The sequence below is a fragment of the Rhodococcus sp. P4_B6 genome, assembly GCF_056402215.1.
Genome location: NZ_JBFUHV010000009.1, coordinates 93,825 through 115,790, shown reverse-complemented (window position 1 = coordinate 115,790; position 21,966 = coordinate 93,825). Strand labels below are relative to the sequence as shown.

Here is a 21,966-nt window from a genome sequence, read left to right as displayed (position 1 = left end):
TCACCTCGCTACTTGTGGGGAGCCTCGACGTTCGATAAGTACTATGGCTGGAATCCGTCGGGGCCGACGGAGGTCCGAGTCGGCGGAGAGGTCAGGTTGCATCGGTGGGTGATGATCACAGTGCGGACTCACCGACTCCCGAATCCCGCGCCCCCTGGGAGCGTCCTCTAGCGGATCCCAGCTACCGGGAAGCCCAGTCGGGGCGGCCGCGGCGACTCCCACCGCGACAGCCACCTCCCGAACGGCGGCCTCCCGAACCGCCCGCAGCCCCCGAGCACCGTGCACCGGTGGAACGCACCGAACCGTCGCGCCACGACAGCGGCCGGATCGGCCGCCGGGCCGCGGGCGGACCCACCGAGGCGCTCTCCGTCGCCGACCTGGTGAAGAAGGTCGCCGAGGACGACGCGAGCGATCCGGAGAAGACGGAGACGATTCCCCCGATCGACGAGCGGCAGCCGCCGCCTCCCGGGGTTCCGCCGCGCAAGACCCCACCGGCAGCGCCGCCGGCAGCCCCGCCGTCGGAGCCGCCGCAGAGCACGCCCGAACCCGAACGGGTCGCAGATTCCGCCGAGACCACCGCGGTACCGCAGGTGGTCGGCAACCCGGGCACCACACGCCTGGCCCTCAACAAGACCCGCAAACGCAAGCGTCTGCGCGCAGCGGGACGCGCCGTCGTCGCGCTCGTCGCGGTGGTCGCACTCGCCGGAACCGGCATCGTCTGGGGCTACCTGCGCTCCACCGAGGGCAAGTTCGACCAGATCGCGGCACTCGACACCGAGTCGACCGACATCKTCGACGCCGTCGGRCAGACCGGTGACGAGACCTACCTCATCGTCGGCACCGACACCCGCGCCGGCGCGAGCGGCGAGGTCGGCGCCGGAACCATCGACGACGCCGAGGGCTCCCGCGCCGACACGGTGATGCTCGTCAACATCCCCGCCGACCGGAGCCGGGTGGTCGCGGTGTCGTTCCCCCGCGACCTCGACGTCGAGCGACCCGTCTGCCAGGGCTGGGACAACGACAGCGGCAGCTACACCGGCGAGACCTTCCCCGCCGCCGACGGCGACAAACTCAACGCCACGTACGCTCTCGGCGGACCGAAATGCCTGGTGAAGGTGATCCAGAAGATGTCGGGCCTGAAAATCGGCCACTTCGTCGGCATGGACTTCGCCGGCTTCGAGTCGATGGTCAACGAGATCGGCGGGGTCAAGGTCTGTACCACCCAGCCACTCGAGGACGACGTACTCGGCACCGTTCTGCCGCAGGCGGGCACCCAGATGCTCGACGGCAAGACGGCACTGAACTTCGTCCGCGCCAGACACGTCGAGGCGGAGGGCAACGGCGACTACGGGCGCATCAACCGGCAGCAGAGATTCCTCTCCGCCCTGCTGAGGGGCGCCCTGTCCAGTCAGGTGCTGCTCAATCCCGGCAAACTGAACGGTTTCATCAACGCGTTCACCCGCGACACGTTCGTGGAGAACATCGACACGAAGTCGCTGGTCACGCTCGGGCGCTCACTGCAGAACGTCGACGCGGGCGCGGTCACCTTCCTGACCGTGCCCACCGCGGGCACCACCGAGTGGGGCAACGAGATTCCCCGCACCGACGACATCAAGGCCATCTTCCGGGCCATCATCGACGACGAGGCGCTGCCCGGCGAGAAGCGGGCGGAACCGTTGCCCTCGAACGCCCCCGAACCGCAGGCCGCGCCGCCCGCCCCGGAGACGGTCCAGGCCGTCGACCCGTCCAGCGTGACCGTGCAGGTGTCGAACGCATCGGGTGAGTCGGGGCTGGCCGCGACCGTCGCCGACAATCTCGCCGCCGAGGGCTTCCAGATCTACAACGTCGGCAACTACACGGGCACCAGCAGCGAGACCGTCATCCGGTTCTCGCCGGGCCACGAGGCCGAGGCGGCGACCCTGGCGTCGTCGTTCCCGGGTGCGGTGCTCGAGGCGACCACCGGACTCGGAACGGTCGTGGAGGTCGCGCTCGGTTCGAGCTTCTCCGGGACCGTGCAGACACCGAGTCCGATCGACACTCCGCTGAACGTGTCGGACGTGCGAATCGGCCAGCCGGAGGACGCGGAAATCCCCGCGGACCTGGCGGTTGTGAACGCAGGCGACACGTCCTGCGATTGAGCGCACGCTCAGCAGCGTCGTTCACCCTGCGTTCACCGTGTGATCGTGACTTGGTTTCCCGTGCACCGTAGGCTGTGACCTCATGCGCGTGGCTTACAACGAACAGATGACCGAGCTTGCCGACCTTCTCGGTGAGATGGCGGGGCTTGCGGGGGTCGCCATGGAGCGAGCCACCCAGTCGCTGCTCCAGGCAGACCTCTCGCTCGCCGAGCAGGTCATCGGCGAGCACGACAAGATCACCGAGCTCAGCACCATCTGCGAGGAGCGGGCGTTCGCCCTCCTCGCCCTGCAGGCACCGGTCGCCGGCGACCTCCGCTCCGTCGTCAGCGGAATCCAGATCGTCGCCGACATCGACCGGATGGGTGCGCTGGCGCTCCACGTCGCCAAGATCGCGCGCCGCCGACATCCCAACCACGTGCTCCCCGAAGAGGTCAACGGCTACTTCGCCGAGATGGGGCGCATCGCCGTCTCCATCGGCGCCGCCGCCCGCGAAGTCCTCGAGACGCGCGACCCCGAGCGTGCCGCGCGCCTGCGCGAAGAGGACGAGGCGATGGACGACCTCCACCGGCACCTGTTCACCGTGCTCATGGACCGCGAGTGGAAACACGGCGTGGCCGCCGCCGTCGACGTCACCCTGCTCGGCCGCTTCTACGAGCGTTTTGCCGACCACGCCGTCGAGGTGGGCCGCCGGGTGATCTTCCTGGTCACCGGCAAGCTGCCCGACGACACCGAGACCGCCGTGAAAGACGCCGACAACCTCACGTCCTACCCGGAACTGTAGAACTCCCCCAACACTTTTCGAACGAACRGGACGCTCGYACGGTCTGACCGTGCGAGCGTCCCGTTCGTTCGCTGGAAGTCGTCCATACGATAAGAACGCCCCGGCCGAAGATCCGGCCGGGGCGTTCTCCTCGGTGTGCGTTATCCGAAGCGGCCCGAGATGTAGTCCTCGGTGGCCTTCTGCGTCGGGTTGGAGAAGATCTTCTCGGTGTCGTCGATCTCGACGAGACGTCCCGGCTTGCCGGTGGCCTCGAGGTTGAAGAACGCGGTCTGGTCACTCACACGCGCGGCCTGCTGCATGTTGTGGGTGACGATCACGATGGTGAAGTCCTTCTTCAGCTCCGTGATGAGGTCCTCGATCGCGAGGGTCGAAATGGGGTCGAGCGCCGAGCAGGGCTCGTCCATCAGCAGGACATCGGGCGAGACGGCGATGGCCCGGGCGATGCACAGACGCTGCTGCTGACCGCCGGAGAGTCCGCCACCGGGCTTGTCGAGACGGTCCTTGACCTCGTTCCACAGGTTCGCGCCGCGCAGCGACCGCTCGGCCACCTCGTCGAGACGCTTCTTGCTGCGCTCGCCCTGCAACTTGAGGCCGGCCACCACGTTGTCCTTGATGGACATCGTCGGGAACGGGTTGGGACGCTGGAACACCATACCGATCGTCTTGCGGACGCCGACCGGGTCGATGCCGGAACCGTAGATGTCCTCACCGTCGAGGAGGATCGAACCCTCCACGCGCGCACCGGGAGTCACCTCGTGCATGCGGTTCAGCGAACGCAGCACGGTCGACTTGCCGCAACCGGACGGACCGATGAACGCGGTCACGTTCCGCGGGGGGACCGACAGCCCGACATCGGCGACGGCGTGGAACTTGCCGTAGTAGATGTTGACGTCCTTGAGATCCAGACGCTTGGCCATTACCGGCTCCCTACTGATTGATGTACGAACTCGAGTGTATGTGTCACTTGCTGCGGACCTGTGAGAAGTGGCCGACGACCTTGGCCGCGATGTTGAGGACGGCGATCAGGAGGATCAGCGTCAGCGCCGCGCCCCAGATGCGGTTGGTACCGGCATCGGTCGGGTTGTTCATCTCGGCGACCATGACGCCGGGCAGGGTGCCCATCTCGCCGCCGAACAGGTTGAAGTTGATGAACGGTGCGTACCCCACCAGGATCAGCAGCGGAGCAGTCTCGCCCATCACGCGGGCCAGCGCCAGCATGACGCCGGTGATGATGCCCGGCAGCGCGGTGGGCAGCACGATCTTGGCGATCGTCTTCCACTTCGGAACGCCCAGCGCGTACGACGCCTCGCGCAGGTCCTGTGGCACGATGCGGAGCATCTCCTCCGTGCTGCGGACGACGACGGGCACCATCAGCAGGACCAGGGCGAGCGCCACCGCGAACCCGGACTTCGGGAAGCCGAACGTCGCGATCCACAGGGCATAGATGAACAGGGCGGCCACGATCGACGGGACACCGCTGAGGATGTCGACCATGAACGTGGTCAGCTTCGCCAGCCGCGACTTCCGGTCGGCGTACTCGACGAGGTAGATCGCGACGAACAGTCCGAGCGGGATGGACAGCACCGCGCAGACGAGTCCCTGCAGGATCGTGCCGATCAGCGCGTGGTAGATACCGCCGCCCTCGGCCGACGACGTGAGTCCGCTGAGCGAGTGGGTGAACCAGGTGGCCGACGTCAGGGCGGGAATACCCTTGACGACGGCGGTGATCAGGACCCACACCAGCGGAACCAGGGCGACGAGCACTGCCAGCGTCACGAGAACGGTGGCGGTGATATCGGTGATGCGCCGCCGGGTACCGACACCCCGGAAGGTGGGTGCCTTGACCGGCTTGTCGAGTGTCGCGGTCATGGGTCAGTCCTTCTTTCCTGCGATCACGGCGCGGGCCGCGGCGTTCACGACGAACGTGAGTACGAAGAGCACCAGACCTGCGGCGATGTACGCGCCGGCCTGGATGTTGTTGTTGAACTCCGCGTAGCCGAGGGCGATCTTGGACGCGATGGTGGCGCCGCCGTCGAACAGCGACCATCCGAAGGGCTGCGACGTGGTGCGCAGGATCAGGTACAGCGCCATGGTCTCACCGAGGGCGCGACCGAGGCCCAGCATCGAACCACTGATGTAGCCGGACTTACCGAACGGAATGATCGTGGTACGCACCACTTCCCACCGGGTGGCGCCCAGGGCGAGCGCCGCCTCGATATGGGACGTCGGTGTCTGGACGAACACTTCGCGGGTCACGGCGGTGATGACGGGAAGGATCATCACGGCGAGGACGATGCCGGCCGTGAAGATGGTGCCGCCGCCGGTGATCGAACCGCTGCCCGTCGCGAACAGCGGGAACCAGCCGAGGGTCTCATTGAGCCACACCGCAAGCGGCCTGATTGCCGGCGCGAACACCAGCAGACCCCAGAGGCCGTAGACGATCGACGGCACCGCGGCCAGCAGGTCGATGACGTACGCCAGCGGACGCTTGAGCCAGCTCGGCGAATATTCGGTGAGGAAGATCGCGATACCCAGCGCAACCGGCATCGCGAGCACGAGCGCGAACAGCGACACCAGAACCGTCACCTGGAAGAGGTCGAGCACACCGAACGCCATCGCGTTGATGTCCTGGGTGACCCACTCGCGGCTGGTGAGGAAGTTGACCTGGTTCCGGCTCAGCGCGGGAACGGCACGCCAGACGAGGAAGATGCCGATCGCGGCGATGAGGATGGAGATGACGATCGCCGACGTGGTCGCGAGGGACTTGAAGATCCGGTCTCCCGGCCTCGCGACGGCCTTGCCGCGAGGTGTATCGGTCGGGGTCGGGGTTTCGGCCTTGGTGGAACTCAACTCGGCCTCCGGAGTGCCGTTCGGACCGCCCACCCCGGCCCCGCCGGAAGCGGAGCCGGAGGCGCGAGGTGCTGATTCGGTGTGCGCTTCACTCATCTGCGCTCCCAATCTTTCATCGTCAGAATATCGAGTCATGGGCGGGTCCGAACGACTTACCGTGTGAATCAGCCGATTGCGGCGACCGACGCGTTCAGCTTCTCCTTCATGGAGTCGGGCAGCGGCACGTAGCCCTGCGCGGCCAGGTTGTCCTGGCCCTCGTTGGCGGCGCTGGTCAGGAACGACTTGACCGCTGCGGAGGTGTCGGCGTCGTAGCCCTTCGAGCACACGATCTCGTAGGTGGCGAGCACCAGCGGGTACGCGCCGGCTTCCTTGGTGCCGAAGATCGAGGCGAGGTCGAGGGTCAGGTCGCCCTCGCCCGCACCCTTGAACTGCGCACCCTCGATGGCCTTCGCCGCGGACTCGTCGGACAGCGCGACGGGGCCCGAGCCGGTGTCGATCTGCGCTGCCGACAGCTTGTTCTGGTCTGCGTACGACTTCTCGACGTAGGTGATCGAGCCGGGGGCGGAGGCCACTGCCTGCGCGACACCGGCCGACCCCTTGGCGCCCTCACCGATGCCGCCGGTGAAGTCGGAGCCGGCACCGGTGGTCCAGGCGCCGTTCGAGGCGGCGGTGAGGTACTGCTGGAAGTTGTCGGTGGTTCCCGAGGAGTCCGAGCGGATGATCGCGGTGATGTCCTGGTCCGGCAGGGTGGCGCCCGGGTTGAGGGCGGCGATGGCCGGGTCGTTCCACTTCTTGATGGTGCCGTTGAAGATCTTGGCGGTCACTTCACCGTTCAGCACCAGGTCCTCGACACCGTCGAGGTTGTAGGCGACCGCGACGGGCCCGAAGACGAGGGGAAGGTTCCACGCCTCGCCGCCGACGCAACGCGCCTTGGCCTGCTCGGCCTGCTCGGTCTTGATCGCCGAGTCGGAACCGGCGAAGTCGACCTGACCCGCGATGAACTGGGTACGTCCGTCACCGGAACCGCTGGGGTTGTACGCCAGGTTGACGGTCTTGCCCTTCTCCTGGCACACGGAGATGTAGGTGGAGACGAACTGGTCCATGGCGTTCTTCTGCGCCGAGGAACCGGCCGAGGAGAGGTTGGCCTTGCCCTCGCACGTCGCGCTCGAGGCGGCTACGTCGACGCCGCTCGACGCGGCGTTGTTGTCGCTGCCACACGCGGCCAAGGTCATGGCACCCAGGGCCACTGCACCGAGCAGGGCGCCATTGCGCTTGAGATTCACCTAGTCCTCCGGAAATACCGTCTCGCCCTGGATCGGGCGGCGACATGAGGCGCGGACCGGGAGGATCCTGCACCAGGCAGCACGGCGCTGCCCACGGAGAAACCTAGGGGTAGCTAATGTCCAGTTGGACCACGATCGGTGAACGGAAAGTGAACAGACCGAGCATTTGCCCATATTTCCGAGACGAACGACGGGTGCCGAAGTAAGAGGAGCGCCTCAGGCTCGCGCGTACGCGACGTCGGTGTGGAACCGCTCGAACCCGAGCCGGTCGTAGGTGTGCAGCGCCGACGTGTTGTCGCCCTCGACGTAGAGCAGCACCGCACCGAGCCCGCGGTCACGCAGGTAGTGCAGTCCGGCGAGTGTGAGCAACCGGCCGAGACCGCGCCCCTGGGCGTCGGGTCCGATGGCCACCACGTAGACCTCACCGATGGCCGGCTCGTCGCCCTGCTGCGGGTGCACCTTGGTCCAGTGGAATCCGAGCAGCCGCTTCTCGTCCGCCGTGCCGTACGCCATGAACAGCCCGGCCGGATCGAACCAGGCCTCCGCGCGGCGTTCGGCCATTTCCCGTTCGGTCCACGACCCCTGCTCGGGGTGCCAGGCGAAGGCGGCGGCGTTGACCCGCAGCACCTCGGGATCATCCTCGACTCCGCGGTACAAGCGGAGTGAAATATCCTCCGGCACAACGATTTCCGGAAGCTCGGCACCCTCGAGTGGACGCCGGAGCTGCAGCAGTTCGCGTGCACCGCTCAGCCCGAGGCGGTGCGCCACCGCCTGCGCCGCGGGCAGGTTGCCGTGCGCCCACACCCGGGTGTCCGGACCACCCTCGGACAGGACCTCGGTAACCAGCCGGCTACCGATCCCCCGGCCGCGCGCCTCGGGATCGACCGCGAGTTCGGCCATCGCGGGGTGCTCGCCGTGACCCGGCTGCAGCTGCGCGTACCCGACGATCCGATGGGCGTCGGTCTCCACGAGATGACGGACACCGTCGCCGCCGGCCCCGGACACGGCGTGCACGCCCTGCTCCGACACGGGCGCGGTTCCGTCCGCTGCCGTCGCGCGGTCGAGCAGTGCGGACACGTCCGCGGCCTGCTTGCCGTCGAGTCGATCGGTCCAGGACTGCACCGAAGCGCTCACTGGATCACAGGTCCTTCCGCGGATTCGAAGTCTGCATCTTCGGCATCGAGGTCGTCGACCGGCGGCACCGGCGCACCCGACTTGCTGCGGGTGGGACGGACGGCCTTGTATCCGACGTTGCGGACTGTACCGATCAAGGATTCGTACTCGCTGCCCAGCTTGGCGCGCAGACGACGCACGTGGACGTCCACCGTGCGGGTACCACCGAAGAAGTCGTATCCCCACACCTCCTGCAGCAACTGCGCGCGGGTGAAGACGCGACCCGCGTGCTGCGCCAGGTACTTGAGGAGTTCGAACTCCTTGTAGGTGAGGTCGAGGGGGCGGCCACGCAGCCGGGCCGTGTACGTGCCCTCGTCGATGACCAGTTCGCCGAGCGTGATCTTGCCCGACGCCTCCGGGCTGGCGACGCCGCCGGCACGTCCGACCAGCAGTCGGAGGCGGGCGTCCACCTCGGCCGGCCCGGTGCCCGGGAGCAGGATGTCGTCGAGACCCCAGTCGGAATTGACCGCCACCAGGCCACCCTCGGTGAGCACCGCCACCACGGGGACCGCGGAACCCGTGCTGCCCAGCAGCCGGCAGAGGCCGCGGGCCGCCGCGAGATCGGTGCGCGCATCCACCAGGGCGATGTCGGCGGAGCTCGCTTCCAGGAGAGAGGACACCTCCGTCGGGGCAGGCCGCACCGAATGCGCCAGCAGGGCGAGGGCAGGCAGAACTGCCTCGGGGTTCGGGTCGGAGGTAAGAAGCAGTAGCTCCACACAGCCTCCCATCTCGTCGCCGTCGTACCCGGCCGGCCGACGGATGGTTCGTCCGCCGGTCCAGGTAGATCGACACTGAAGGTATCGACACTTTTGTCGGTGACAGAGTAGCGCGCCGCCGTCAAGGTCCGTCGCACCGAACCCCGGCAACCGGCGCGAAGGTTGCACCGGCACCGTGTCCGTCACAATGGGGCCGTGCGGAAACTCATCATCGGAATCATCTTCCTCGTGGCACTCGGTCTCGTCGTCGACTTCGGTTCGGCGGCGTACGCGGAATACCGGGTGTCGCGGGAACTGCGGGCGGGCGCGTCCCTCACCGCGGATCCCGAGGTGACGGTGCACGGCTTCCCCTTCCTCACCCAGGCGTGGGCCGGGAAGTACGAGAACATCGAGATCCGCGCCCAGGGAGTACAGAGCGACGTGGTCGGTGAGGTGACGATCGAGTCCACCCTCCTGGGCGTGTCCGCGCCGCTGTCCGACCTCGTCGACGGCTCCGTCACGAGCCTTCCGGTCGACCACCTCTCCGGCCGCATGCTCATCGACGCCACCGACCTCGGCCGCTTCCTCGACATCCCCGACCTGCAGGTTTCGGCCCCGCCGGCCAGCAAGTCGGACGGGACCGGCGGCTCCGGCGGCTCCGGAATGACGACCGCGGGCGGCGTCGTCCTCACCGGCACCGTCCCCGTCGGCCCGCTCGAGACCACCGTCAGCGTGCAGGCCGACCTGGTCCTCGACGGCGATCAGGTGAAGATCGTCGCCAGCGACTTCTACTTCGGGCCCGAGGGCCACGCCGACTTCACCATCCCCGAGCCGCTCGCCCCCGCGATCCTCGGCCTCTTCACCCGGACCATCGACCCCCGGGAACTGCCGTTCGGCGTCCAGCCGACGGAGGTGTACGCGGAGGGCTCGCAGATCGTCATCGAGGGTGTCGGCGACAACGTCACGATCGACCTGAACGAACTGCAGAGCCGATGACCGGAATCACACTGTTACTGATCGCACTGTTCGCGGCCCTCGCGTTCGGGCTCGTCTGGCAGCGCCGCCAGGGGAAGGTCCGGACCACCGGCGAGACGACCGCGGCAGTGACCGACGAGCGACGCCTGCTGCTCGAGGCGGCGGGCGTCGGGTCGGGTTCGGGGCACGGGCGACCGGCCACCGTTCTCCACTTCTCCGCCGACTGGTGCGGACCCTGCGCAGCGGTGCGCAGGGTCGTCGGACAGGTCGTCGCGGACCTCACCGGCGAGCCGGAACCTCCCGTCGAGGTGGAAGTCGACATCGACGAGTATCCCGCTCTCGCCAAGGAACTCGGCGTTCTGTCGTTGCCGACGACGTTCATTCTCGACGCCGACCTGCAGCAATGCTTCCGGGTGTCCGGGGTGCCCTCAGCGGCCGACCTGAGGGCGGCGCTCGGACCCCTCACCCGGCCCCCGGCTTCAAATTCCTGAAGAACCGGGTAAACTCGTCGTCGTGCAATCCAGCCACGAGCTCATGCTCACCCGACGCCGCACGGTAGACCTGTGCCGCCTCGGGGCTTGTTGCTGTACCTGTTGCTGATCACCAGGGCTGTCGCTTTCTGCTGACACCGCGGACTCCGCGCACGTGATCGAAACCCGATGACGACGTCGTCCGTCGTTGCTCGGCGCCAGGCAAGCATTCAGGACTCAACGCAGGAGCACTTCTCATGTCCACAACACTCGAGGTCGAGCAGGTCGACGTTCGTGGCCCCCGGTTCGCCGCCTGGGTCACCACCGCAGTCCTCGTCGCCATCCTCGTCGTGTCGACGTTCTCGCTGGTCGCAGCAGGAATTCTGCTGGCACTGCAGGCGGTCGTCTTCGCGGCAGGCGCGGCCTCCGGGCCGCGGCGCAGCCCGTACGGCCGGATCTTCGGCAGCCTCGTCGCGCCGCGACTCACTCCGGTGAGCGAACGCGAACCCGCCGCACCGCTGCGGTTCGCGCAGCTCGTCGGCTTCGTCTTCGCCGCCGTCGGCACCGTCGGCTTCTTCGCCGGCTCCGGCCTCGTCGGCGAAGTGGCCACCGCATTCGCCCTGTTCGCGGCGTTCCTCAACGCCGCATTCGGGTTCTGTCTCGGCTGCCAGATCTATCCACTCGTCGCACGCCTCCGGCCCGCGGCCTGAAAGTTTCACATCGAGAACCACTGCACGATCCACCCGACACAAGTAAGAACACATCGAAAGGAACACCATGGCTCGCTCCGATGTCCTAGTCTCCGCCGACTGGGCTGAGCAGAACCTCAACGCCCCCAAGACCGTTTTCGTCGAGGTGGATGAGGACACCAGCGCATACGACGGCGGCCACATCGAAGGCGCCATCCGCCTCGACTGGCGGAAGGACCTGCAGGACGGGGTCCGTCGTGACTTCCTGAACCAGCAGCAGTTCTCCGACCTCCTGTCCGCCAAGGGTGTCGCCAACGACGACACCATCGTTCTCTACGGTGGCAACAACAACTGGTTCGCGGCGTACGCGTACTGGTACTTCAAGCTGTACGGCCACCAGGACGTCAAGCTTATCGACGGCGGCCGCAAGAAGTGGGAGCTCGACGGACGCCCCCTCTCCAAGGAGACCGTCTCCCGCGAGGCCACCCAGTACAAGGCCGACGCACCCGACCTGACGATCCGCGCGTTCCGCGACGAGGTCATCGACGCCATCGGCAACAAGAACCTCGTCGACGTGCGTTCGCCCGACGAGTTCTCCGGCAAGATCCTCGCCCCCGCGCACCTGCCGCAGGAGCAGGCGCAGCAGCGTGGACACGTCCCCACGGCCATCAACATCCCGTGGAGCACCACCGCAAACGAGGACGGCACCTTCAAGTCGGACGACGACCTGGAGAAGCTGTACTCGGAGAAGGGCTACGACGAGTCGAAGCCCACCATCGCGTACTGCCGTATCGGCGAGCGCTCCAGCCACACCTGGTTCGTGCTCAAGGAGATCCTCGGCAAGTCCGATGTCAAGAACTACGACGGCAGCTGGGTCGAATACGGCTCACTCGTCGGCGCACCCATCGAGTTGGAGGTTCACTGAGCCATGTGTGGAGCACCTGTACAGACCCAGACCCTGCCCGCGGGCGTCGACGTCGAGAAGGAAACGGTCATCACCGGCCGCGTTCTCGCCGCTGACGGCCAGCCGATCGGTGGAGCGTTCGTGCGTCTCCTCGACGGCGGCGGAGAGTTCACCGCCGAGGTCGTCGCCTCGGGCACCGGAGACTTCCGCTTCTTCGCCGCTCCCGGCGACTGGACCGTGCGTGCACTGTCCAGCTCCGGCAACGGCACCGCCACGGTGAGCCCGACGAGCGCAGGCGTGCACAACGTCGACGTCACGGTCGGCGAGTAAGACTCAGCACCAACGCAGGAAGGCCCCGCTCCGGCATTCGGAGCGGGGCCTTCTTCGTGCGGCTCCGCGCTACTGCTTCTGCGCGAGCGCGGTGATCCAGTCGACGATCTTCTCGCTCTCCCAGTACCAGGGGTCGTTCGGGTTGTTGTTCCAGTAGAACAGGTGCTGGATGAAGCCGAGGAAGATGTACGGCTTGATCACGAGTTCGAAGACGTCCCGGTTGTCCTCGACGAACCCGGGGCCCTCTTTCGCGAGCTTCGCCTTCACGACCTCGGAACCGGGGCCCATCGCCCAGTTCAGCGCCTCGACCATCTGCTCCTGCGACACCTGCGTGTTCCGGTCCGGTCCGTCGGGGTCGTAGGTCCGGTCGGCCACCTTGCGCAGGACGTCGAGGAAGGACTCGTCGGAGGCGAACCAGTCGTCGTGGGTGACGATGTGCACGATCGACCGTGCCGCCATGTTCGTCACCGCATTCGCGAAGTCGGAGACAGTCTGGCCGGGGTTCAGCAGGGTGAAGTGCAGCTGTCCCAGCACCCCGAGCGCCAGCTCGAGGACGGCGATCTCCTGCGGCGCGTCGCACGCGATGTCGTAGGGGCGGCACGCGTAGGTGATCTTGCCGTCGAGAGCGCCGTAGTCGGCCGGCTCGGAAGACATGAATCCGCCTCCGGGTGGGCCGGGTTCGCCCATCGAGGGGGTGCCCGCCGGACGGTACGGGTCGCCGATCAATGCGACGCCGGCGATGTCGTCGGCGGTAACCAGAGCGTTGCTGTCGCGGTGGCCGAGTTCGCGCGCCACCCGTTCGACGACCTCGGCGCCGACGCTGTATCCAAGCAGCACGTACTTGGTGCCGTCGCCACACTTCGCCTTGTTCTCGTCGAGGATCCTGTTCGTCGACGCGACACCGGCGGCCATCGAATCCTGGTATGTCGGAACAGGTTGCAGCAGACTCAGGCCGTACGTGGACGGGTACGGCACGTACATCCACCCCACCGTTCCCGGCTCGTCCTTGTTCGCCTCGCCGGTCGGCACCGTCACGTTGCCCACCCAGTTCGACCACACCTCGCCACTCTCCGCGAGGGGGTTGCGGTCTTCTTCCGAATCCGTCGCGCCCGAGACCGCGACGATGAGAATGTCCGGGCAGTCGGCGGCGTAGTTGTTCGGATCGACGCGGTCGGTGTCGTCGCTCCCCGAACCGGCGCTTCCCGACCCTGCACTGCCGGAGTCCGGGGCCGCGACGGCCAGGCCGGGAGCGCCGAACGCGGACACGGTGAGCAGCAGAACCGTCGCCGTGATCGCGGCTCGCGCCAGGCCGGGGAGGGCGGGGCTGGATCGAAGCATGGGACCTCCGGGAGGAGCGGGAGACGAGACGACGGCATGAGGATATCCGGAACCGACCGGGTGGTCGCCTTCGAAAAACCGTAGCCGCAGTGACGGTAAGCCGCCTCCCGTTTCGACCGTTCGACGGGTTCGGTTTAGGATGTCACCGTGGTTATCTTCTTCGAGGTACTTCTTGTCCTTGCCGCCGTGTTGATCACGTGGTTCTCCCTCTACACGATCTACCGCCTGGTCACCGACGAGTCGTGAGTCAAACTCCGGACGCAGGCGCAGATCCGCCTTCCGAGCACCCGACTACGAGCGCGCCCGCTGAGGACTCCCCCACCGTGCGTCGTGGTAGCGGTGACGCAGCCGTCGCGGACGCCATCGAGCGTTCCAAGACGACGGCGTCGCGGAACATCCCGCAGCTTCCGGACCTTCCGCTGCCCGAGGACACCGCGAATCTGCGCCTCGGCCCGGATCTGAACAACGAACTTCTCGCGGTACTGCCGCTCGTGGGCGTCTGGCGCGGTGAAGGGGAAGGCCACGACCCCGCCACCGGCGACTACCGCTTCGGGCAGCAGATCATCGTCTCCCACAACGGGGGCAACTACCTCGAGTGGAGATCCCAGACCTGGGTTCTGGGCACCGACGGCGAGTACGTGCGCCCCGATCTCCACGAGACCGGCTTCTGGCGGATCAGCGGAGACGGCATTCCCGGCAGCACCAACGAGGAAGTCGTCGAACTTCTCCTCGCCCACAGCTCCGGCATCGTCGAACTGTTCTACGGCCGGGCCCTCACCCAGTCGTCGTGGGAACTCGCGACCGACGTCGTGATTCGCAGCACCTCCGGTGTTCTCGTCGGCGGCGCCAAGCGTCTCTACGGCATCGTCGAGGGCGGCGACCTCGCGTACGTCGAGGAACGCATCATCGCGGACGGGGAACTGCGCCCCCACCTCTCCGCGCGGCTGTCCCGCTACGTTGGCTGACGCCCCGTGAGTACTTGTTAACCGCGGGCGGTTAATAAGTACTCACGGCTCGGGTTATCCACAACCTCAGGTTCATCCACAGGCCAGTTGAAATCGGCCCTTCTCGGGCCATTCCTGTCGGCCGGGTTCCGCACCGTCGCGTCCATGACACCTGCGACGATCGACTTCAAGCCCGAATTCCAAACAGTCCTCGACCACCAGCACGGCCTCGTCACGGCCCGGCAACTGCGCGGACTGGGCATCTCGACCCGGCAGATCCAGCACATGGTGGAGTCCGGCCAATGGTCGGCGGTTCTGCACGGCGTCTACGCCGTCACCAACGGTCCCCTCGATCGGCCGATGATGCTGTGGGCGGCGCTGCTGTTCGGTGGTCCCCGCGCGATTCTCAGCCACCGGACCGCGGCCGAGGAGTGGTCGCTGGTGCGTGTCGATCCCGAGGGTCCGATCCACGTCACCGTGCCCTACGGATTGTCTGCGGAGCACCAGGGGCCGACGTATCGCAAGGTCGGCCGGCGATCCGACCGTCCCGTTCCGCGCGAGGGCGATCTTCTCCACCCGGGGGTCGTGGTGCACCGCTCCCGGGCGCACGCCCACATCCTCGTCCCGACGCTCCTGCCGCGAACGTCCCTGGCCGACACCGTCGTCGATCTGGCCGTCGAGGAGCCGTCGGCGCCGGCGGCCGCGCGGGTCGTCGTGTCGGCGGTCACCGGCACCAGTGTGTCGGTCCACACGCTCCTTCGACGGATCGAGCAGCGTCCGCCGCGCAGATACCGCAGGGCACTGACCGACGCGCTGACATTCGTCTCCAGCGGAGTCCAGTCGATTCTGGAGCACCGGTACGCCGTCGACGTCGAACTCGCCCACGGACTGCCGGCCGCCCGGCGACAGTCGCCTGTGCTCGTCGACGGGAAGACTTTGTACGAGGACGTGGACTACTCGGACAGCGGTGTTCCGCTCCTTGTGCGGCTGGACGGGCTGCGGTACCACTCGTCGCGGTCGGTGGCGCTGCGCGACCGGCGTCGCGGCAACGCGGCGGAACTCGCGGGGAAGGCGGCGCTGGTGTACGGCTGGGAGGAGGTGACGCAACGCTCGTGTGAGGTCGCGGCCGAGGTGCGCACGGTGCTCGAGCGGGGCGGCTGGAGTGGGTCGAACCCGTGCCCGCGCTGCCGTGAGTACTTATTAACGTCGGGGGGTTAACAAGTACTCACGGGCGCGAAGCGCACAACGGCCCCCGAGCCTTCCGGTGCTTGTGCACCGGTCCCGATCTTGGACCAGACCGGGGGCTCGGGGGCCGGGTAGCTGCCTGGGATTCGCTCGCCGCTCGCGCGGTCAGTGAATTCCGTCAGCGGTAGCGGCTAGCTGGCAGCCACCTCACGTGTCCGTCTGTCATTCAATTTCAGACCACCTCCTTCCTCGTGTACACAAGAACGTACGCCGCACTCACGGAGTCGGCAACGCATTTTCGCTCTCAGCTTTCTCCACCCGTATCACCAGGTCAGCGCTCGTATCCTGCGGAAGCTGATGGGTGACCACCACGACTGTGCGCTGCGCAGACACCAATCCGCCGTCGCGTGCGAGCAGTCTCCGCAGCAGGTCGGCGCCCGCGTCGGCGTCGAGGTGTTCGGTCGGTTCGTCCAGCAACAGCACCCGGTCGGGCGACAGCAACGCCCTGGCGAGGAGCAGCCGGCGACGCTGCCCGCCGGACACCGCTCTGGCACCGCCGGCGAGGGTCGTGTGCACTCCCTCTGGAAGCCCCGCCACCCATCCCCCGAGCCCGACGGACTCCAGGACGGTCACCGCCGCCTCGGCATCCAGGTCGCCGCGCGCGACGCGCAGATTCTCGAGCACCGACGTATCGAAGAGGTGCGCGTCCTCCGCGAAGAACCCGACGTTCCGGCGCACCGCCTCGGACTTGATTTGGTGGAGGTCGATCCCGTCGATCCGGACCGTCCCCGAGACGGGGGGGAGCAACCCGGCGAGAGTCATCAGGGTGGTCGTCTTCCCCGACCCGCTGCCCCCGACGATCGCGACCCGGGCACCCGGCCGCAGGTCGAGGTCGAGCGGGGCGGTGATCTGCCCGCCGGGCCAGCCGCACCGCAGGTCCTTCGCGACCACTTCCGTGGGTCCGTCGAGGTCCCGGTCTCCGGGGTGCGGATCCGCGACTGCGGCGTCGAGCACGGCGAGGATGCGGCGGGACGCGATGCGGGCGCGGGTCAGCGCGACCGCTGCGGCGGGCAGTGCCGCGGTGGCCTCGAACGCGGACAGCGGCAGGAGCACGAGGATGCCCATCGCCATCGGGCTCATGGTCCCCGACGAGTACAGGTCCATGCCGATGAGCAGCGACGCGATCACGCTCACCCCCACTGCCAGCGGTGTGGCGGCGTCCGCGAACGCGCTGGGTGCGGCGGCGCGGTCGGTGGCCGAGACCGCGGCGTGCTCGGCGTCGACGGCCCGCGACACGGCGCGGTCGAGGCGACCCGCGACGCGCAGTTCCGCGGCGTGATCGAGGGCGGTGACGGCGTCCGCGCTGAACCGGGCGCGCGCCTGCGCTCCGGACGTCTCGGCGAGGCGGGCGGCCCGCGCGGACAACCAGGGCGCCGCGACCCCCGACACCGCGAGCGCCACTGCGAGCACGAGCGCCGCGACCGGCGAGATCACCGCGAGGATGCCGACGGCGGCCACGGCCAGGACGACGGCCACGGCGATCGGAACGAGCGCGCGGACCACGACGTCACCGAGGGTGTCGACGTCGGCACCGGTGCGCGCGAGGAGTTCGCCACGGCGCAGTCCGGCCGCGGCCGCGGGGTTACCGTCGGAGAGCCGCTGGTACAGCCGGGTGCGGGCGGACGTGGTGCCACGCAGGGCGGTGTCGTGGGTGGCCAGCCGCTCGAGGTAGCGGAAGACGCCGCGGGAGATGCCCAGGGCCCGCACCGCCACGACGGCCACGCTGAGGTCCAGGACGGGCGGCATCTGCCATGCCCTCGTGATCAACCAGGCCGACAGCGCCGCCAGCGCGAGGGCACTGCCCAGGGTGGCGACTCCGGCGGCGACGGCCCGCGCCACCCGTCCCGGTTTCAGGTCGAGAAGCGGCAGCGCCCGGAGCAGCGGGTCACGCGACATCGGCGCTCACCTCGATCACCCGGTCGGCGGCCGCGAGCACGGTCGGCCGGTGCCCCACCACCACGACCGTCCGGCCGGCGGCGGCCAGGCCGCGCAGGGAATCGAGCACGGTCCGCTCCGATGCGTCGTCGAGGTGTGCGGTGGGTTCGTCGAGCACCAGGACCGGACGCCGGGTGGCCAGCACCCGGGTCAGCGCGAGCCGCTGCCGCTGTCCGAGCGACAGTCCCGTTCCCCCGGACCCGACGCGTGTGTTCCAGCCGTCGGGGAGTTCGGCGAGGACCTGATCGAAACCCGTAGCCGTGCAGGCCTGTTCGAGGTCGACGACGTCGCCGATGAGCCGGAGGTTCTCGTCCAGGGTGCCGGGAACGAGGACGGGGTGCTGCGGCAGCCACGCCACCTGCGCCCACCACGCGGACCGGTCGAGCGAACTCACGGGGACGCCCGCCACCCGCACCTGTCCGCCCTCGGGTGCGACGAGGCCGAGGAGTGCGTGCACCGCAGTCGATTTCCCGGCGCCGTTGGGTCCGGTCAGCACGGTCACCGCGCCGGGTTCGAGGGTCCCGGACAGTCCGCGCGGCGCCCGGCCGCGGCGCGATGCGACGTCCACGTCGTCGAATTCGAGACGCGCCCCGGTGGCGTCCACCACCCCACCGTCAGAATCGACCGGCTCGTCCGAATCGACCGGCTCGTCGGCATCGATGACGGCGAAGGCGCTACTCGCGGCGGCCATCCCGTCCTCGGCGGCGTGGAACTGGGTGCCGACCATCCGCAGCGGGAGGTACACCTCGGGGGCGAGGATCAGTGCGACGATCCCCGCCTCGAGTCCCATGCCCCCGTAGACCAGCCGCAGTCCGATGCTCACGGCGACGAGTGCGACGCAGAGAGTGGCCAGCAGTTCCAGCACCATCGACGAGAGGAACGCCACCCGCAGCGCCGACATCGTGGTGCGGCGGTGGGCGTCGCCGAGTTCGCGCACCCGCGTCGCGGGCCCCTGTTCGCGGCCCAGCGCGCGGAGTGTGGGCAGTCCGGCGAGGAGGTCGAGCAGTTGCGAGGACAGTGTGGTCATCGCGGTCAGCGTCTTGGCGGCCTTGCCCCTGGTGAGCAGGCCGATGAGGATCATGAAGACCGGGATGAGCGGCAGCGTCACGAAGATGATGGCCGCCGACGTCAGATCCTGGAATGCGATGACCGCCAACGTCGCCGGCGTGAGCGTTCCCGCGAGGACCAGGGCGGGGAGGTACCCGGTGAGGTACGGCACAAGTCCGTCGATGCCGCGGGTGAGCACGGTCGCGATCTCGTCCCGCCGCGGATCGAGTGCGCGCGGCCGCAGGCGTGTGGCGACGCCGAGCACCTCGCCCTTCAGTTCCGCCACGACCCGCGACGCGGACCGGTGCGCGAACCGGGACTGGATCCAGGTGCCGAGGACGCGGATCCCCACCGCGGCCGCGAGGACCGTCAGTTCGGTGGACCACCGCCCGAGGTCGGTGGCGTCGTCGACGATGACGCCACCGAGCACACGGCCGATCATGAGCGCCGACACGATGACCATCGCGACGTTGACGATCGACAGCCCGACCGTGAGGACGAGATACCCGCGGGCTGCCGCGGAGTACCGCCACAGGCGGGGATCGACGGGGCGCCGGGAACCCCGCTCCCCGGCGGGGCGGGGTGCGTCGCCGACCGCTGTGCTCATCTGCGCTCGAGCGGGAGACCGATCGACGGCGGGATGTGCTTGGTCGAGATCCGTTGACGGAACACCCAGTACGTCCAGCCCTGGTAGATCAGCACCACCGGGGTGAGGAACGCGGCGGCCCACGTCATCACCTTCAGCGTGTACGGACTCGACGACGCGTTGTCGATGGTGAGGCTGTACGCGGCGTCCAGTGTGGACGGCATGACGTTGGGGAACAGCGAGCCGAACAGCAGGGCCACGGTGGCGATCACCGCGATCGACGTGAGCGCGAACGCCCAGCCCTCACGTTCGGCGCGGGTGAGCGCGACCACGCCCAGGAGTGCGGCGGCGGCGATCGCGACGAGGATCCACGTCCAGCCCTTGCCGTGCGCCAACTGCGTCCACAGCACGAACGCGCCTGCCACCGGAACGGCCGGGATTGCCAGCCGCGACGCCAGTTCGACGGCGTCCGTGCGGACCTCGTCGGCCGTCTTCAGGGCGAGGAACACCGCGCCGTGCAGGGCGAACACGAGCGCGGTCGTCAGACCGCCCAGCAGCGCATACGGATTGAGCAGATCGAAGAGGTTCGAGGTGACCTGCTTGTCGGCGTCGATGTCGACGCCGCGCACGATGTTCGCGAACGCGACACCCCACAGCACGGCAGGAACCCAGGATCCGAAGACGATGCCCCAGTCGCACCGTCGGCGCCAGGTGTCGTCGTCGATCTTGCCGCGGTACTCGATGGCGCAGATCCGGACGATCAGCGCGACGAGGATGATCAGCAGCGGCAGATAGAAACCGGAGAACAAGGTGGCATACCACTCGGGAAACGCCGCGAACAACGCGCCGCCGCCGGTGATCAGCCACACCTCGTTGCCGTCCCACACGGGGCCGATCGTGTTGAGCACCACCCGCCGTCGGGTGTCCCCGTTCGGGTCCTTGCGCCTGCCGAGCACCGGCATCAGCATGCCGACACCGAAATCGAATCCCTCGAGGACGAAGTACCCGATGAAGAGCACCGCGATCAGGATGAACCACACTTCTTGAAGTCCCATGACCGTCTCCCCTAGTACGCGAACGAGAGTTGCTCGGGCCGGCCCGGTTCTTCGGGCTCGTCGTGGTCGTCACCCGGTGGGTGCGCGTCGTGTTCGAGCGGTCCCTCCACCGTGTATCGGCGGATCAGCGTGAACCACACGACCGCCAGCGACCCGTAGACCACGGTGAACGTGATGAGCGAGACCCAGACGGTCCACGGGGAGTGATTCGAGACGCCTTGGTCGACAGTCAGTCTGATCATGTCGACACCGGTCGGGTTGGGTGCCACGACCCACGGTTGGCGGCCCATCTCGGTGAACACCCAGCCCGCGCTGTTGCCGAGGAACGGCGTCGGGATGACCGCGATCGACAGCCAGCCGAACCACTTCTTGTCCGGGACGCGGCCGCCGCGGGTCATCCACAGGCCGACGACGGCGAGCAGCGCCGACCCGGCCGCCCAGCCGATCATCGCGCGGAACGTCCAGTAGGTGACGAACAGGTTGGGCTTGTAGTTGCCCGGCCCGTACATCTCCTCGTAGCGGGCCTGGATCTCGGTGACGCCCTCGACGGTGGAGTCGAAGCTGCCGTCCGCGAGGAACGAGGTGAGCCCGGGGATCTTGATGAGCTGGGTGATGCTGTCGCAGTTGTTCTGGGTGCCGACGGTGAGGATCGAGAAGTCGGCGCCGGTTTCGGTGTGGCACAGCGATTCGGCCGACGCCATCTTCATGGGTTGCTGTTCGAACATCAGCTTGCCCTGGATGTCGCCGGTGATCGCGAGTCCGACACCCGCGGCGACCATCACCCACAGCGCGAGGATCGTGACCGGACGGAACATCGTCCTGGCGGTCTCCTCGTGCTTCTTCGCGACCTCCGGTTCGGTGGCTTCCTTCGACTTGCGCATGCTGCGCACCATCCACCAGCCGCCGACGCCTGCCACGAATGTGCCCGCCGTGAGGAATGCTCCGGCGACGACGTGAGGGAAGGCCGCGAGGGCGGTGTTGTTGGTGAGCAGTTCCCAGATGCTGGTGAGTTCCGCGCGCCCGGTCTCGGGGTTGTAGACGGCCCCCACCGGGTGCTGCATGAACGAGTTCGCGGTGATGATGAAGTACGCGGACGCGTTGACACCGATCGCGACGAGCCAGATGGTGGCCAGGTGGACGAGCTTGGGCAGCCTGCCCCAGCCGAAGATCCAGAGTCCGAGGAACGTCGACTCGAGGAAGAACGCCACCAGTCCCTCGAGGGCGAGGGGCGCGCCGAACACGTCGCCGACGAAGCGTGAGTACTCGCTCCAGTTCATGCCGAACTGGAACTCCTGCACGATGCCGGTGGCGACGCCGAGCGCGAAGTTGATCAGGAAGAGTTTCCCGAAGAACTTGGTGAGCCGATACCAGTGGTCCTTTCCGGTGACCACCCACATCGTCTGCATGACGGCGATCAGCGGGGCGAGCCCGATCGTCAGCGGTACGAGGATGAAGTGATAGACGGTGGTTATGCCGAACTGCCACCGGGAGACATCCAAGGCATCCATGGCTACTCCGAAACTGGGCC

Annotated in this window: 20 protein-coding genes; 9 read left to right on the top strand and 11 right to left on the bottom strand. The window is 67.9% G+C overall.

The window, feature by feature from the left end; genetic code table 11:
- Positions 1-104: 104 nt before the first annotated feature.
- Positions 105-2,138 carry an LCP family protein gene (locus tag AC1DWT_RS06625; RefSeq protein ID WP_477920050.1) on the top strand — a complete coding sequence of 678 codons (2,034 nt, stop codon included), beginning with the start codon at positions 105-107 and terminating at the stop codon, positions 2,136-2,138.
- Positions 2,139-2,220: 82 nt separating this feature from the next.
- Positions 2,221-2,919, top strand: coding sequence for a phosphate signaling complex protein PhoU (gene phoU / locus AC1DWT_RS06620; protein WP_015888704.1), 699 nt, complete (start codon positions 2,221-2,223; stop codon positions 2,917-2,919).
- 140 nt (positions 2,920-3,059) lie between these two features.
- Here the strand turns inward: phoU and pstB are convergent, their stop codons facing one another.
- The 6 genes from pstB to AC1DWT_RS06590 form a co-directional block, all read right to left on the bottom strand.
- Positions 3,060-3,836 (bottom strand): phosphate ABC transporter ATP-binding protein PstB, encoded by a 777-nt coding sequence (gene pstB / locus AC1DWT_RS06615; protein ID WP_015888703.1) that lies wholly within the window; start codon positions 3,834-3,836, stop codon positions 3,060-3,062.
- 43 nt (positions 3,837-3,879) lie between these two features.
- Positions 3,880-4,788 (bottom strand): phosphate ABC transporter permease PstA, encoded by a 909-nt coding sequence (gene pstA, locus AC1DWT_RS06610; RefSeq protein WP_072943053.1) that lies wholly within the window; start codon positions 4,786-4,788, stop codon positions 3,880-3,882.
- Between the two features lie 3 nt (positions 4,789-4,791).
- Positions 4,792-5,865: a phosphate ABC transporter permease subunit PstC gene (pstC, locus tag AC1DWT_RS06605; RefSeq protein WP_072943052.1), complete on the bottom strand. Its 1,074-nt coding sequence runs from the start codon at positions 5,863-5,865 to the stop codon at positions 4,792-4,794.
- Positions 5,866-5,933: 68 nt separating this feature from the next.
- Complete coding sequence (gene pstS, locus AC1DWT_RS06600; RefSeq protein ID WP_072943051.1) at positions 5,934-7,052, bottom strand: phosphate ABC transporter substrate-binding protein PstS; 1,119 nt, start codon at positions 7,050-7,052, stop codon at positions 5,934-5,936.
- Positions 7,053-7,268: 216 nt separating this feature from the next.
- The gene (gene mshD, locus AC1DWT_RS06595; RefSeq protein WP_072943050.1) at positions 7,269-8,186 is read right to left on the bottom strand and encodes a mycothiol synthase; all 918 of its coding nucleotides are present in this window, start codon (positions 8,184-8,186) and stop codon (positions 7,269-7,271) included.
- Entirely contained in the window at positions 8,183-8,941 is a 759-nt protein-coding gene (locus AC1DWT_RS06590; protein WP_072943049.1) for a winged helix-turn-helix transcriptional regulator, read from the bottom strand. The genes mshD and AC1DWT_RS06590 overlap by 4 nt, the downstream gene beginning before the upstream one ends.
- A gap of 195 nt (positions 8,942-9,136) precedes the next feature.
- Here AC1DWT_RS06590 and AC1DWT_RS06585 point away from each other — a divergent pair, with 195 nt between their 5' ends.
- The 5 genes from AC1DWT_RS06585 to AC1DWT_RS06565 all read left to right on the top strand — a co-directional run bounded on the left by AC1DWT_RS06585 (position 9,137) and on the right by AC1DWT_RS06565 (position 12,288).
- Positions 9,137-9,916 (top strand): LmeA family phospholipid-binding protein, encoded by a 780-nt coding sequence (locus tag AC1DWT_RS06585; protein ID WP_072943048.1) that lies wholly within the window; start codon positions 9,137-9,139, stop codon positions 9,914-9,916.
- Positions 9,913-10,386, top strand: a complete 474-nt coding sequence (locus AC1DWT_RS06580; RefSeq protein ID WP_095863325.1) for a thioredoxin family protein — start codon at positions 9,913-9,915, stop codon at positions 10,384-10,386. The genes AC1DWT_RS06585 and AC1DWT_RS06580 overlap by 4 nt, the downstream gene beginning before the upstream one ends.
- 236 nt (positions 10,387-10,622) lie before the next feature.
- On the top strand, positions 10,623-11,075 hold the full coding sequence (locus tag AC1DWT_RS06575; RefSeq protein WP_477920049.1) for a DUF4395 domain-containing protein: 453 nt from the start codon (positions 10,623-10,625) through the stop codon (positions 11,073-11,075).
- A 67-nt stretch (positions 11,076-11,142) separates the two neighbouring features.
- Positions 11,143-11,979 carry a sulfurtransferase gene (locus AC1DWT_RS06570; RefSeq protein WP_015888694.1) on the top strand — a complete coding sequence of 279 codons (837 nt, stop codon included), beginning with the start codon at positions 11,143-11,145 and terminating at the stop codon, positions 11,977-11,979.
- Between the two features lie 3 nt (positions 11,980-11,982).
- Positions 11,983-12,288, top strand: a complete 306-nt coding sequence (locus tag AC1DWT_RS06565) for a DUF1416 domain-containing protein (RefSeq protein ID WP_072943045.1) — start codon at positions 11,983-11,985, stop codon at positions 12,286-12,288.
- 69 nt (positions 12,289-12,357) lie between these two features.
- On the opposite strand, the gene AC1DWT_RS06560 is transcribed toward AC1DWT_RS06565, so the two are convergent.
- Complete coding sequence (locus AC1DWT_RS06560; protein WP_095863323.1) at positions 12,358-13,626, bottom strand: cutinase family protein; 1,269 nt, start codon at positions 13,624-13,626, stop codon at positions 12,358-12,360.
- Positions 13,627-13,868: 242 nt separating this feature from the next.
- Between AC1DWT_RS06560 and AC1DWT_RS06555 the strand changes: the two genes are divergently transcribed.
- Together AC1DWT_RS06555 and AC1DWT_RS06550 are read left to right on the top strand one after the other, a co-directional pair.
- Entirely contained in the window at positions 13,869-14,591 is a 723-nt protein-coding gene (locus AC1DWT_RS06555) for a heme-binding beta-barrel domain-containing protein (RefSeq protein ID WP_373560157.1), read from the top strand.
- Between the two features lie 87 nt (positions 14,592-14,678).
- Positions 14,679-15,788 (top strand): type IV toxin-antitoxin system AbiEi family antitoxin domain-containing protein, encoded by a 1,110-nt coding sequence (locus AC1DWT_RS06550; protein WP_373560156.1) that lies wholly within the window; start codon positions 14,679-14,681, stop codon positions 15,786-15,788.
- A 243-nt stretch (positions 15,789-16,031) separates the two neighbouring features.
- On the opposite strand, the gene cydC is transcribed toward AC1DWT_RS06550, so the two are convergent.
- From cydC to AC1DWT_RS06530, 4 genes are read right to left on the bottom strand one after another with little or no spacing between them, the layout of a single operon-like run.
- Positions 16,032-17,711: a thiol reductant ABC exporter subunit CydC gene (gene cydC / locus AC1DWT_RS06545; protein ID WP_477920046.1), complete on the bottom strand. Its 1,680-nt coding sequence runs from the start codon at positions 17,709-17,711 to the stop codon at positions 16,032-16,034.
- The gene (gene cydD / locus AC1DWT_RS06540) at positions 17,701-19,404 is read right to left on the bottom strand and encodes a thiol reductant ABC exporter subunit CydD (RefSeq protein WP_095863321.1); all 1,704 of its coding nucleotides are present in this window, start codon (positions 19,402-19,404) and stop codon (positions 17,701-17,703) included. The genes cydC and cydD overlap by 11 nt, the downstream gene beginning before the upstream one ends.
- Positions 19,401-20,438 (bottom strand): cytochrome d ubiquinol oxidase subunit II, encoded by a 1,038-nt coding sequence (cydB, locus tag AC1DWT_RS06535; protein WP_095863320.1) that lies wholly within the window; start codon positions 20,436-20,438, stop codon positions 19,401-19,403. Before cydB ends, cydD begins: the two co-directional genes overlap by 4 nt.
- Before the next feature lie 11 nt (positions 20,439-20,449).
- Positions 20,450-21,946: a cytochrome ubiquinol oxidase subunit I gene (locus tag AC1DWT_RS06530; protein WP_095863319.1), complete on the bottom strand. Its 1,497-nt coding sequence runs from the start codon at positions 21,944-21,946 to the stop codon at positions 20,450-20,452.
- Between the last annotated feature and the right edge of the window lie 20 nt (positions 21,947-21,966).